Source organism: Methylobacterium gregans, from assembly GCF_022179245.1.
Lineage (GTDB): Bacteria > Pseudomonadota > Alphaproteobacteria > Rhizobiales > Beijerinckiaceae > Methylobacterium > Methylobacterium gregans.
In genome coordinates, this window is sequence record NZ_BPQM01000008.1 from 45,871 (window position 1) to 59,058 (window position 13,188).

General features: G+C 71.7%; 10 protein-coding genes. 2 read left to right on the forward strand and 8 right to left on the reverse strand.

All coding sequences use genetic code 11. The annotated features are described in order from the left end of the window. Positions 1 to 13: 13 nt before the first annotated feature. The 6 genes from urtE to MFF54_RS02145 form a co-directional block, all read right to left on the reverse strand. Positions 14 to 727, reverse strand: coding sequence for an urea ABC transporter ATP-binding subunit UrtE (urtE, locus tag MFF54_RS02120; RefSeq protein ID WP_238300893.1), 714 nt, complete (start codon positions 725 to 727; stop codon positions 14 to 16). Further along, on the reverse strand, positions 724 to 1,434 hold the full coding sequence (locus MFF54_RS02125; protein ID WP_238300894.1) for an ABC transporter ATP-binding protein: 711 nt from the start codon (positions 1,432 to 1,434) through the stop codon (positions 724 to 726). Before MFF54_RS02125 ends, urtE begins: the two co-directional genes overlap by 4 nt. Further along, a complete protein-coding gene (urtC, locus tag MFF54_RS02130) occupies positions 1,431 to 2,528 on the reverse strand; it encodes an urea ABC transporter permease subunit UrtC (RefSeq protein WP_238300897.1) in 1,098 nt (365 codons plus the stop codon). Before urtC ends, MFF54_RS02125 begins: the two co-directional genes overlap by 4 nt. Next, positions 2,525 to 4,144, reverse strand: a complete 1,620-nt coding sequence (gene urtB / locus MFF54_RS02135) for an urea ABC transporter permease subunit UrtB (protein ID WP_238300899.1) — start codon at positions 4,142 to 4,144, stop codon at positions 2,525 to 2,527. Before urtB ends, urtC begins: the two co-directional genes overlap by 4 nt. A 15-nt stretch (positions 4,145 to 4,159) precedes the next feature. Next, a complete protein-coding gene (locus MFF54_RS02140) occupies positions 4,160 to 5,386 on the reverse strand; it encodes a transporter substrate-binding protein (protein ID WP_238300900.1) in 1,227 nt (408 codons plus the stop codon). 702 nt (positions 5,387 to 6,088) lie between these two features. Beyond that, positions 6,089 to 6,646, reverse strand: a complete 558-nt coding sequence (locus tag MFF54_RS02145; RefSeq protein WP_370880277.1) for a response regulator — start codon at positions 6,644 to 6,646, stop codon at positions 6,089 to 6,091. A 113-nt stretch (positions 6,647 to 6,759) separates the two neighbouring features. On the opposite strand from MFF54_RS02145, the gene MFF54_RS02150 reads away from it, so the two are divergent. Further along, complete coding sequence (locus tag MFF54_RS02150) at positions 6,760 to 7,041, forward strand: hypothetical protein (RefSeq protein WP_238300902.1); 282 nt, start codon at positions 6,760 to 6,762, stop codon at positions 7,039 to 7,041. A gap of 359 nt (positions 7,042 to 7,400) precedes the next feature. Here MFF54_RS02150 and MFF54_RS02155 read toward each other — a convergent pair whose 3' ends face one another. Next, positions 7,401 to 8,900 (reverse strand): histidine kinase, encoded by a 1,500-nt coding sequence (locus MFF54_RS02155; protein ID WP_238300903.1) that lies wholly within the window; start codon positions 8,898 to 8,900, stop codon positions 7,401 to 7,403. A 62-nt stretch (positions 8,901 to 8,962) separates the two neighbouring features. After that, positions 8,963 to 10,255, reverse strand: a complete 1,293-nt coding sequence (locus MFF54_RS02160) for an adenylosuccinate synthase (RefSeq protein ID WP_238300905.1) — start codon at positions 10,253 to 10,255, stop codon at positions 8,963 to 8,965. Positions 10,256 to 10,466: 211 nt separating this feature from the next. Between MFF54_RS02160 and pepN the strand changes: the two genes are divergently transcribed. Next, positions 10,467 to 13,079: an aminopeptidase N gene (gene pepN, locus MFF54_RS02165; RefSeq protein WP_238300907.1), complete on the forward strand. Its 2,613-nt coding sequence runs from the start codon at positions 10,467 to 10,469 to the stop codon at positions 13,077 to 13,079. The last annotated feature ends 109 nt before the right edge of the window (positions 13,080 to 13,188 follow it).

Sequence of the window (13,188 nt, forward strand, 5' to 3'; positions counted from 1 at the left end):
TCCTCGGGGGAAGCTAGACGGCGATGTGGCGCGAGAGGTCGGCGTGGCTCAGGGTCCCGCGCGCGCCGCGCTCGACGACGCTGCCGCGGGAGAGGACCACCACGGCGTCGGCGACCGAGAGCGCGAAATCGAGATACTGCTCGACCAGGAGCACGGTGATCCGGCCCTTCAGCCCGGCGATCACAGTCTCGATCGCCGCGACGATCGAGGGCTGGATCCCCTCCGTCGGCTCGTCGAGGAGGAGCGCGCGGGGGCGGGTCGCCAGCGCGCGGGCGATGGCGAGCTGCTGCTGCTGCCCGCCCGAGAGGTTGCCGCCGGGCCGCCCCCAGAGGCCGCGGAGAGCCGGGAACAGGGCGGCGGCCTCGTCCACCGCGTCGGTCCGCTCCAGCCCGTGCGCGCGGGCGGCGACCCGCAGGTTCTCGGCGACCGAGAGGTCGGGGAAGATCTCGCGCCCCTGCGGGACGTAGGCGAGCCCTGCGCGCGCGCGCCGGTCGGGGGCAAAGCGCGTCACGTCGGTCCCGTCGAGGCGGACCGCGCCGCGGCTCGCCGGGATCAGGCCGGCGAGGCAGCGCAGCAGGGTGGTCTTGCCGGCGCCGTTGCGGCCGAGCACGGCGAGGCAGGCCCCGGGCTCGATCGCGAGGCCGACGCCGCGCAGCACCTGGGCGCTGCCGTAATGCTGGTCGAGGCCCTCGACGGCGAGGGCGGCGGGTGCGGTCGCGTTCATCATCGGCCGAGGAAGACCTCGATCACGCGGGCATCCTCCCGGGCGCCCCGCATCCCACCCTCGTAGAGGGTGCGGCCCTCGTGCAGCACCGTCACCTTGTCGGCGATGGCCTCCACGAAGCCCATGTCGTGCTCGATCACCAGGATCGCGCGGTCGGGCCGGCGCAGGCGCCCGATCAGCTCGGCGGTGCGCCGGGTCTCGGCGTCGGAGAGCCCGGCCACCGGCTCGTCGAGGAGCAGGAGCCTGGGCTCGGCGGCCAGCACCATGCCGATCTCCAGCCACTGCTTCTCGCCGTGGGCGAGCGCGCCAGCCGGCACTGCGGCGCGAGGATTGAGGCCGACCTCGCCGAGCACCGCCGCGATCCGCTCCGCGCGCAGGCCCGGGGCGAGCTCCGGCCCGCAGCCGATCGCGAGGTTCTCGCGCACGGTGAGCGCGGGGAAGACGCTGGGCTTCTGGAACTTGCGCCGCACCCCGGCCCGCGCGATCGCGGCCTCCGAGATCCGCGTGAGGTCGAGCCGGTCGCCGAGCATCACCCGGCCCGAGACCGGCTTGGTGATGCCGGAGATCACGTCGAGCAGCGTGGTCTTTCCGGCCCCGTTCGGGCCGATCACGGCGCGGACCTCGCCGGGATCGACGGCGAGCGAGAGCGCGTCGAGCGCCCGGAAGCGGCCGAAGGCGACGGTCAGCCCATCGACGACGAGAGCGCTCATCGGGCGCCCCGCGCCCAGGTCGGCCGCAGGCGCAGGCCCGCGAGGTCGAGGAGCCCGTTCGGCAGGACCAGTACGACGAGGAGGACGAGGCCCGAGAGGAGGAAGGGCCACGCCTCCGGCATCGCGGCGCTCAGCCAGAACTTCAGCGCGTTGACGAGGACGGCGCCGATCACCGCGCCGCCGAGCCGGCCCATCCCGCCGATCGCCACCCAGACGGCGATCTCGATCGAGAGATCTGGCGCGAGCACCCGCGGGTTGATGATGCCGACCTGCGGCACGTAGAGGATGCCGGCGAGCGCGGCGATCATCGCCGAAAGGCACCAGACCTGGAGCTTCAGCCGGGTGGTGGCGTAGCCGAGCGTGCGCAGCCGGGTCTCGTCGTCGCGGCAGGCGAGCATCCGGCGCCCGAGCGCGCTGCCGACGAGTAGGCGCGTGCCCGCGAGCACCGCCGCCAGGGCGAGGAGCGCCGCCACCGCGAGGCCGGTGACCGCGCCGGCCGAGCCCATCGGCCAGCCGAAGAGCAGCGGGAAGCCCGTCATGCCGTTGTTGCCGCCGAGCCCGGTGTCGTTGCGGTACATCAGCAGCATCGCGACGTAGACGAGCGCCTGGCTGATGATCGAGAAGTAGACGCCGTTGACGCGCGAGCGGAACGCGACGAGCCCGAACAGGAAGGCGACGAGCCCTGCGAGCCCGAGCGCCAGGAGGAGGGCGTAGGGCGCGTGCTCCAGGCCCGCCCAGTAGGCCGGCAGGCCCTTCCAGCTCATGAACTGCACGAAATCCGGCAGCGTGCCGGTCACGACGGTCCCGTGCGCCAGGAGATGCATGGCGCAGACGTAGCCGCCGATCGCGAAGAAGAGCCCGTGCCCCAGGCTCAGGATGCCGAGATAGCCCCAGATTAGATCGAGGGAGACCGCCAGGATCGCGAAGGCGGCGAGCTGGCCCACCGCGTTGACGAGGTAGGGGGCGGGCCGGCCGAGCACGAGGCCGATCGCGGCGGCGAGGCAGAGGCCGACGAGGACCGCGATTAGGGGATCGCGCGGCGCGCGCCGCACGCGGGCGGAGGCGGCGAGACCCGTCTGCACCGCGCCGCTCATCGCCGCCGCCTCGCCGCGAACAGGCCTTCCGGCCGGCGCTGCAGGAACAGGATGATGCCGACGAGCACGATGACCTTCGCGGCGACCGCGCCCGAGAGCGGCTCGATCAGCACGTTGGCGCCGCCGATCCCGAGGGCGGCCACCAGCGTGCCAGCAAGGCTGCCGACACCGCCGAGCACCACCACCATGAAGGCGTCGATGACGAAGCCGGAGCCCATGCCGGGATTGACACTGTAGATCGGGCAGAGCGCCACGCCCGCGAGGCCGGCAAGCCCGGAGCCCAGGCCGAAGGCGAGGCGGTCGATCCGGCGGGTGGGCAGTCCCAGGCAGGCCGCCATGTCGCGGTTCTGCGTCACGGCGCGGATGTCGAGGCCGAGCGGCGTGCGCCGTAGGACGACCAGGGTCAGGGCGAGGGTCGCGGCCGCGAACAGGATGGCGAAGAGCCGGTTCCAGGTGACGACGAAGTCGGCGTAGAGCGGCACGCCACCGCTGACGTAGGGCGGCATCGCGAATTGCAGGTTCTGGGTGCCGACCGCGACGCGCACGAGGTTCACCAAGAACAGGCTGACCGCCCATGTGGCGAGCAGGCTCATCAGCGGGCGCCGGTAGAGGTGGCGCAGGACGAGGGCCTCGACCGCGATGCCGACGAGGGCCGTCGCCCCGAAGGCCACCGGGATCGCCGCGATGAGGTAGAGATCGAGGAGGCCGGGCGCGACGTGCCGGAAGGCCTCCTGCACGCCCCAGGTGGCGTAGGCGCCCAGCATGATGAACTCGCCCTGGGCGAGGTTGATCACCCCCATCAGGCCGAAGATGATCGCGAGGCCCACGGCGGCCATGAACAGGATGCTGGCGAAGCTCAAGGCGTTGTAGAGAATCGCGAGGCCGTCCCCGATCCGCACCGCCCGCTCCACCGAGGCGATGCCGGCGTCGAGCGCCCGGGCGAAGGCCGGGTCGGACGCGGCGGCGGGCTCGCCCCGCAGGGCCCGGAGCCGCGCGAGGGAGGCCCCAGAGGGGGCGGCTGCCACCGCCGCGACCGCGGTGCGGCGCTTCTCCGGATCGGCCGATGACAGGGCGGCGGCCTGGGCCGCGCCCGCAATCGAGGCCCGCAACCCGGGATCGCTCTCGGCGTCCCGCGCCCGCTCCAGGACCGCGTCGGGAACCGCGCCGGCGCGCCGCTCCAGGGTGGTAAGCCCGGCAGCGCGCGCGGCGACGCTTTCGGCCGTGAGGAGCGCGACGGCGGCGCGCGCGGTCTCCACGAGGGCGCGCTGGCGCAGGCCGAGCACCGGCGCGCGCGCCTCGGCGGCGGGCCGTGTCGCGCCGGTGAGCGCGTCCTGCCCGTCCGGGGCGCCCGCGCGGTCGAGCAGCAGGGCGCCCGCGCTCCCGCAGGCGAGGCGCCGCTCGGCGAGCGCCGCCAGCAGATGGCCGGCCGCTCTCAGATCCTCGGCCGAGGCGTCGGCGGCGGCGCGCACCACGCCCTCCGCCCCGCGCGCCTGGGCGGCCGCGTCGCCGCAGAGATCCGCCGCCAGCGCCGCCCGTTCGAGGGGGGCGGCGGCGGCCGGCAGCGCCGGCAGCGCCAGCATCGCGAGCGCCGCGAGGACGGCACGGACCCGATTCATCGCAGGGCCCCGCACTCAGCCGTAGGGGCTGAACGGGACCGGCTTCGGGGCGTCGGGCGATTGCCAGAGCACGTCGAAGCCGCGCCGCTCGTTGACCGAGCCGATGAAGACGCCGCGGGAGACGTAGTTGTTCTCCCCCGTCATGGTCAGGGTGTAGCCGGAAGGGTCGGCGAAGCTGAGCCCCGCGAAGGCTTTGCGCACCTCCGGCACCGCGAAGGAGCCGGCCTTGGCGGCAGCCAGCGCCCAGAGATGGACGCTGTCATAGGCCGAGACCATCGGGTCGATCACGGTGTCGGCGCTGAAGGGGACGCCCTTCGCCTTTACGTAGGCGGCCCAGTCGGCGAGGAATCTCTGGTTCCGCTCGCCCTTGGCGGCCTGAAGATAGGCCCAGCAATTGAGGTGGCCGACGAGCTGTCCCGTATCGAGCCCTTCGAGATCGGCCTCCACCATGTCGAGGCCGAGGATCGGCACGTCGGTGGCGGCGATCCCCTGGTTGGCGAACTCGCGCAGGAAGTCCGGGATGGACGAGCCGACGACGGTGAGCACGACGATCGGCTGGCCGCCCGGCTGGCTGGCGAAGCTGCGCACCTGGTTCACGAGGGTCTGGAAGTTCGAGAAGCCGAAGGGCACGTATTCCTCGCGCCACGCGCTCTCGGGGATGCCCTTGCTCTTCCAGTAGCCCTTGAGCTGCTTGTTGATCGTGCGCGGCCAGACGTAGTCCGAGCCGATCATGAAGAAGCGCTTGGCGCCGACGCCGTCCGGGCCCATCAGGTAATCGACTGCCGGCAGCACCGAACTGGCGGGCGGCGAGTTCACGTAGACGACGTTCTTCGAGTTCTCGTCGCCCTCGAAATGCAGGGGGTAGAACAGCAGCCCGTCGTTCTGCTCGACCACCGGCAGGACGGACTTGCGCGACACTGAGGTCCAGCAGCCGAACAGGGCCGCCACCCGCTCCTGCTGCAGCATCTGCCGGCCGATCTGCGCGTAGAGCGGCCAGTCGGAGGCGGGATCGGAGGTCAGCACCTCGATGCGGCGCCCGTTGACGCCGCCGCGGCCGTTGATCTCGTCGGCGGCCATGCGGACGACGTGGTTCAGCCGGCCCTCGATATTCGCCATCGTGCCCGACGACGAGAACAGGCAGCCGAGCTTCACGGTGTCGGCCGCAAAGGCGGACCGCACGATCGCGGGGGCTGCAAGCAGCGCCGCAGATCCGACGAAGCCGCGCCGCGTAAGATGGCCCATCGTTCACGAACTCCCACGGAGAGACGGGGCAATTGTCGAGCGGCGGCATGCGGAGGCAAAGACGAAAGGCGCTGCAGGGCGGCCATTGCGTTGCGCATATTATTGGCAAATGTCTGCACAGTGAGCAAAGATCGATCGAAGACGTCAATATTTCTGATGATCCATGGGATCTCGACCTACTGGCCTTGAGCTATGCGGCGTCACGATCAACGCGATCCAATCTGATCGTGAGATTGCAGTTCATCAGCGACGAAAGCCCGCACCGACGACTCCCCTGGACCTGCATGAGGCGAAGGTCGCCTTTCTGGCGGTTGCACCTCGCTCGGAGAATGCGAGGTGCAAATTCGAACGGTGCTGGGGGCGAAGCCTGTCGTGGCGCATCCTCTCACAGACGCCAGCGATCGACTGGACGCCCGGTGGTTGACAGCCGGCCATGCGTTCGGCGGGGCCATTGCGGCCTCGAAGCAATTCCGACAAGGGGAGGCCGGCATCCCGGTTCGGGCGGGCATGTCCGGCGCTTGGCTGCCCGGGATCCAGTCTCCACTCCACGGGCGTTACCGCCCGCGACCGCAAATGCGGCGCGTTCTCGGCGAGGCGGTCTCCCACCCCGAAGCGGCCTGCAACGAGGGATCGAGCCCCCGGTCACGCGCGTCCGGAACCTTGAAGTCGTCCTACCCGGTCCAGCCTGCCGAGAACCGTTTCTCAGGCGGCGTGCGCGATCGCGCTCATCAGGTCGATCTGACGGTAGGGCTTCTGAACGAACTGCCCGTTGTCGGGCATCTCGGAATTGCCGAACCCGCGCCTGCCAGAGGTGATCACCAGGCGGATATGCGGCCAACGCTCCGCGACCAGCGTGGCGAGAGCGAGCCCGTCCATCATCCCAGGCATGTTCACATCGGTGAACAGCACGCCGATATCGGCACGGCCTTCCAGGATGGCCCACGCCTCATCGGCGTTGGCCGCCTCCAAGATCGTGAAGCCCTCGTCCTCCAGGATATCGACGGCAACCATGCGGACGAGGGATTCATCCTCGACGACCAGCACGACGGGAGATGGGGCGGGCAGATGCGCGTTCATCGCCTGAAAACGGAGGGACGCGAGTTCGGTTTCAGCGTGGCGGTACGCTCGTTCGAGCGAGATGGGGCATCTGGCCTTCCATCCCGGGCGCGTCTCTGCCCAGAGGACCGCTTCGGCGCCGATATCGGCCGCAGAACCCGGCCGTTTTCGGGCAAGTGCCACAGGGTGTTCGTTGGGTCCCATGACACCACGTCCGGCAACGCGCCTGGCGACCCCCCGGGGGTGCAGAGGACCTACCCCGGAACGCCCGATCCAGCGGGCGGTTGGCTGAGACAAGCAGAGACAGGGAGGCCGCCATGAGGGCCATGATACGCGCCATCGTCGTCACGCTGGTGCTCGGGACCGCCGCCTATGCCGCCGAGGGCAGTCCCGCGACGGGCTCCGGGCAGACCCGTTCGGGTACCATGAACAGTACGGGCCCGAACGATGCGGGCTCCGGGTCGTCGCCGGGCGCGGCCGGAAGCGGCCCCTCGACCGGCGGCCTGAGCCGGTCCGGTACGGCCAACAGCACCGGCGCGAACGATGCGGGCTCGGGCGCGACGCCGGGCGCGAAGGGTGGTTCGAGCGGCGGCCGCTGATCCCGCCTCCGGTCGGGTCGGGCTCTGACGGGGCGCCGTCCCACGCTCGCCGTGCATGCTGCAGGGGCGGGGGCGAATTCCGCTCTACGTCCGGCGCTTCGGCTTGGTCGAGCGCTTCCGCGGGGGCTTCCTGCCTGTGGCAGCCTTGGTCATCTCCGCGAGCGCCAGCTGTTGCTGACGCCGCGCAATGGATGTGGCGGTGCCGATCCACCACCCGGCCGCGCGGTTGGCGGCCGAGAGCCAGACGCTCAGAGCTGGGTTCTTCATGCGGACCTCGACGGGTCGGAGCCGGCCTACCGTACGTCAACGCGTCGGAGGCCGGAAGGTGGCCTCCGGCTTGCCCCAGCGCCCGCTTGTGCTCAGCGCCACTGCTCGAAGGCGCGCTGCATCACCTGCGCGCCGGTATTGCCCTTCTCGAAGGTGACCACCGCACGCTGCCCATTGGCGTAGCGCAGACCCAGATCGAACCAGTTGCGGTGAAGCAGGAGGTCCGTGTTCCGGTCGACGTCGTTGCGCAGGGACGAGAGGCCGATCAGGAACAGATTCTCCCGCACCCGCACCGGCAGGCCGGATAGGGGCGAGCCCCGCGCGCCCTCCTCGTCCTTGGCCTGCAGCAGGCCGACATCCTGAACCGTGCGCTTGGCTGCCTCCGGCCCCGCGGGGCTGAAGGCGAGGCTCACGGTGTGCGAGGCCGGCAAGGTGGCGTCGAGGTTGCGCTGGATCGTCATTGTCAGCGTGAGCGCGTCCGGGATCGTGATCGTCGCGACGATCGCGGTCTGCAGGGGCTGACCCTGCTCGCCGCTCACCGACTCAAGCCGCCACAGGACGCGGCCCTGGTTCGTCACCGGCTGCGCGTCGGGTCCGCCGACGCCCTCCTCCAACAGCGTGGCGCGCTGCGCCACGGCCAGATCGGGCTGGGCTGGCACCGGAGCCGCCCCCTGGTTGGCCCCCTGGGCCGGAGCACGCGTCTCGGCGGGCGCCACGCGCTCGGCCGGCGCCGACTCGCCGCCGACCCGGTCCGCGAACTTCGCGTCCCCACCCTCGGGCTGCGTCTCCGCGCTACTCGGTCCGGTAGCCTGCAACTCGGTGGGCCGGTCGCGCAGCAGGTAGGCCGCGACTGCGATCGCGCCGATCACGCAGGTGAGCACCACGCCCACGAAGGCGTTGCGCAACAGGCGCGAGCGGTTGCGCGGCGCCACTACGTCGATGCGCGGGCGCTGGCGTCCGTTCGCGACCTCGGGCGAGACCGCCGGCTCCGGAGCGGTCGTCGGCTCGGGCTGCGGGATCGGCTCCGAGACGGGCTCCGGCGCGGGCGTCCCCTCGGCGGCCGGCCGTGGCGGCGCGATCGGGATCGCCGGCTCCCGCGGGGGCTCGGCCGGCGTCGGGACGAAATGGGGCGGCGGCGCGGGCGGCAGGAAGGGCTCGGCCGGGTGCTCGGGCGGGGCAGCTTCCGCGAAGGCGGGCGCGGCCGGCTGCGGCACAGCGGGCGGAGGCGCCGGAAGCGGCGCCGGATCCGCCGGTGCGGGCATGGGCTCCGGCGTCCGCGGAGACGGCTCCGGCGGCTTCGACGGGGCCGCCGGCGGGATGGGCCCGATGCCTGAAGGTCCGGCGGCGGCCGGCTTCGGAGCCGGATCGTTGGCCGCGGCCGGGACGTCGTAGGTCGCTTCCAGGCGGGTGATCGCCGTGTCGAGCGCCCGACGCTCGGTGTCGATGTCGTCCTCGCTCAGGGGCGGGTCGATCGAGCGGAGTTGGGCGACCAGGGCGTTGCGCGCCCGGTCGTAGACGGCCCGGCGCATCGCGGGCGTCCGGTCGGGCAGCGCGTCGAGGGCGCGCGCCAGCAGCGGGTAGTAATCGGCCATCGTCCCCGGTCCGGTCCCCTACGGGCTGGCTTCGGACGCGCCGCGCCCGAAGCTCGCGCTGCCTAGTCCTCGAAGGGGTTGTGCATCAGGATGGTGTCGTCGCGCTCCGGCGAGGTCGAGAGCAGGGCGACCGGCGCCCCGATCAGTTCCTCGATCCGGCGCACGTACTTGATTGCCTGAGCCGGCAGCTCCGCCCAGGAGCGGGCGCCCGCCGTCGTCTCGGCCCAGCCCGGGATCTCCTCGTAGATCGGCTCGACGCGCGCCTGAGCCGCCTGGCTCGCCGGCAGGTGGTCGATGGTCTGGCCGTCGAGGCGGTAGCCGGTGCAGATCCGGATGGTCTCGAAGCCGTCGAGGATGTCGAGCTTGGTCAGCGCGATGCCGTGGATGCCCGACGTCCGCACGGTCTGGCGCACCAGCACCGCGTCGAACCAGCCGCAGCGGCGCTTGCGGCCCGTGTTGACGCCGAACTCGCGGCCCTTCGCGCCGATCGTCTCGCCGATCTCGTCGAACAGCTCCGTCGGGAACGGCCCCTCGCCGACGCGGGTCGTGTAGGCCTTGGCGATGCCCAGCACGTAGCCGATCGCGCCGGGCCCGAGGCCCGAACCGGTCGCGGCCTGGGCGGCGACGATGTTGGACGAGGTGACGAACGGGTAGGTGCCGTGGTCCACGTCGAGGAGCGCGCCCTGCGCGCCCTCGAACAGGATGCGCTTGCCGTGGCGGCGCTCCTCGTCGAGCAGCGACCAGACCGGCGCAACGTAGGGCAGGATGGTCGGCGCGATCGCCTTGAGCTCGCCGAGCAGCGCCCCCGCATCGACCTCGTCGATGCCGAGACCGCGGCGCAGCGCGTTGTGGTGGGCGAGCAGGCGCTCGATCTTGGCGGGCAGCGTCTCGGGATCGGCGAGGTCGACGACGCGGATCGCGCGCCGGCCGACCTTGTCCTCGTAGGCCGGGCCGATGCCGCGCTTGGTCGTGCCAATCTTGAGCCCGGCATTCGCGGTCTCGCGGAAATGATCGAGCTCGCGGTGGAGCGGCAGGATCAGCGTGGCGTTGTCGGCGATGCGCAGGGAGCGCGGCGAGACCTCGACGCCCTGCTGCTGGATCCGGGCGATCTCGTCCACAAGGTGCCAGGGATCGACCACGACGCCGTTGCCGATGACCGAGAGCTTGCCGCCGCGCACCACGCCGGAGGGCAGCAGCGCCAGCTTGTAGGTGACGCCGTCGATGACGAGGGTGTGGCCCGCGTTGTGCCCGCCCTGGAAGCGCACCACGATGTCGGCCTGCTCCGAGAGCCAGTCGACGATCTTGCCCTTCCCCTCGTCGCCCCACTGGGCGCCTACGACGACGACGTTCGCCATGCGTGCCTTCGATCCGTGTGTTGTGCCAGCGGACGATAAGCCGGCTGTGCGCGGGTAACCCGTTGCCGTGAGACCCTTTCCGCGATCCCGCCCGGGAAATCAAGCAAGCCGCCGCGCGGCAGCGGTGCATGGCGGACGGGACGCTGCGCGACAGGGGCGCCGGAGCCGCCTAGAAGTTCCACCAGACCGGCCCGAGCGGAGACCCGAGACGATGCGCACCGAGACGCCCCCGCTGATCCACCTCGCGGATTACCGGCCGAGCGACCACCTGATCGACCGGGTCGATCTCGACGTTCAGCTCGACCCGCACCGCACCCGGATCACGGCGGTGCTGAGCCTGCGCCCGAACCCGGCGGGCGCGGCCGGGGCGCCTCTGCGGCTCGACGGGGACGACCTCCGCCTCGTCGCGCTCGACCTCGACGGCGCACCGCCGGCGCCCGGCAGCGTCACGGCGGGACCGCAGGGGCTGGAGATCGCCGAGCCGCCGCAGCGCCCCTTCACCCTGACGGTCGTCACCGAGATCGACCCCACCGCCAACACCAAGCTGATGGGGCTCTATCGCTCGAGCGGCGTCTACTGCACCCAGTGCGAGGCGGACGGGTTCCGCCGCATCACCTACTTCCTCGACCGGCCGGACGTGCTCTCGGTCTACACCACCCGGATCGAGGCCGAGCGGGACGCGGCGCCCGTGCTCCTCGGCAACGGCAACCCGGTCGAGAGCGGCTCGGTCCCCGGCACCGACCGGCACTACGCCGTCTGGCACGATCCGCACCCGAAGCCCGCCTACCTGTTCGCGCTGGTCGGCGGACGGCTCGGATCCGTCGAGACCACCTTCCGCACGATGGAGGGGCGGGACGTGCGGGTCGCCGTCCTCGTCGAGCCCGGCAAGGAGGAGCGCGCCGCCTACGCCCTCGACGCGGTGATCCGCTCGATGCGCTGGGACGAGGAGGCGTTCGGCCGCCCCTACGACCTCGACGTGTTCAACGTCGTCGCCGTCTCCGACTTCAACATGGGGGCGATGGAGAACAAGGGCCTCAACATCTTCAACGACAAGTACGTGCTTGCGTCGCCCGAGACCGCCACCGACGCCGACTACGCGGCGATCGAGGCCATCATCGCGCACGAGTATTTCCACAACTGGTCGGGCAACCGCGTCACCTGCCGCGACTGGTTCCAGCTCTGCCTGAAGGAGGGCCTCACGGTCTTCCGCGACCAGGAATTCTCCTCCGACATGCGCTCGCGCGCGGTGCATCGGATCGGCGAGGTGCGGGCCCTGCGCGCCCGGCAGTTTCCCGAGGATGCCGGGCCGCTGCGCCACCCCGTGCGCCCGACGGCCTACGCCGAGATCAACAACTTCTACACGGCGACCGTCTACGAGAAGGGCGCCGAGATCGTGCGCATGCTCAAGACCCTGCTGGGCTCCGAGGCCTTCCGGGCCGGCATGGACCGCTACTACGCGGAGAACGACGGGCGCGCGGCCACGGTCGAGGATTTCCTGGCGGCGTTCGAGGCGGTGAGCGGGCGCGACCTAGCGGCTTTCGCGCAATGGTACGCCCGGCCCGGCACGCCGCTCCTGACGGCCTCGGGCCGCTACGACGCGGCGGCGCGGCGCTACGACCTGACGCTGAAGCAGAGCTTCGACGACGGCGAACCTCTCGTGATCCCCGTGGCGCTCGGCCTCGTCGGCGCGGGCGGCGCCCTCGACGGTGCGGTCTGCCCGGAGGTGCGGGACGGGGTCTACGTGCTGGGCGCCCGGGAGGCGACGATCCGCTTCGCGGAGGTGCCGGAGCCGCCGGTGCCCTCGCTGCTGCGCGGCTTCTCGGCCCCGGTCCGGCTCCAGGCCGATCTCTCCGAGGCCGACCACCTGCGGCTGCTCGCCCACGACACCGACCCGTTCAACCGCTGGCAGGCTGCCCAGAGCGTGGCGCACGGGCTGATGCGCGGCGGCGGCCTGGCGACCGCCTTCGCGGAGGCGCTTGGCCTGCTCCTCGACCGCGAGGGCGCACGCGATCCGGCCTTCGCGGCCCTGGCGCTCGCAATCCCGAGCGAGGGCGAGGTCGCCAACGAGATGCGGGCGGAGGTCGATCCGGACGCGATCCACGCCGCGCGCACCGCGCTCCGCCGCGATCTCGGCCGTGCGCTCCGCCCGCGGCTCGACGCGCTCTGGGACGCGCTCGCGGATGCGCCGGGCACGCCCTACAGCCCCGACGCCGCGGCGGCCGGGCGGCGTGCGCTCCGCAACGCCGCCCTCGACCTCGTGGCGGCGGGCGACCCGGAGACCGGTGCGGTCCGCGCCGCGTCGCAGCTCGCGGCGGCCACCAACATGACCGACCGCCTGGCGGCGCTCGGCACGCTGGCGCTGATTCCCGGCGAGCCCCGGGAGGCCGCGCTCGCCGCCTTCGCCGAGCGCTACGCGAGCGAGCCGCTCGTCCTCGACAAGTGGTTCGCCGTCCAGGCGATGATTCCGGAGGACGGCACCCTCGCGCGCATTGAGCGCCTGAAGGCGCACCCGGCCTTCGCGATGACGAATCCCAACCGCGTCCGGGCGCTGATCGGCTCGTTCGCCTTCGGCAACCCGACCCAGTTCGCCCGGGCGGACGGGGCCGGCTTCACCCTCGTCGCCGACACCGTGGCGGCGCTCGATACGACCAATCCGCAGGTCGCCGCCAAGCTGCTCACGGCCTTCGGATCCTGGCGTCGGCTAAAAAAATCGCGTGGTTGTCAGGCAGAGGAAATCCTCAAGCGGATCAAGGCGATCCCTAGCCTGTCGCGGGACGTCGCCGACATCGCGGCCCGGAGTCTGGCACCAGTTAACCATCTGTAAACCATATCGAAAAGGGCGGTGGGGCGATTCGGCCACAGCCTCTCCGTGTCAAGCTGAGACCGCAAAAATCCGTGGACAATCGCGACCGCGGCGGGGCATATTGAATCCA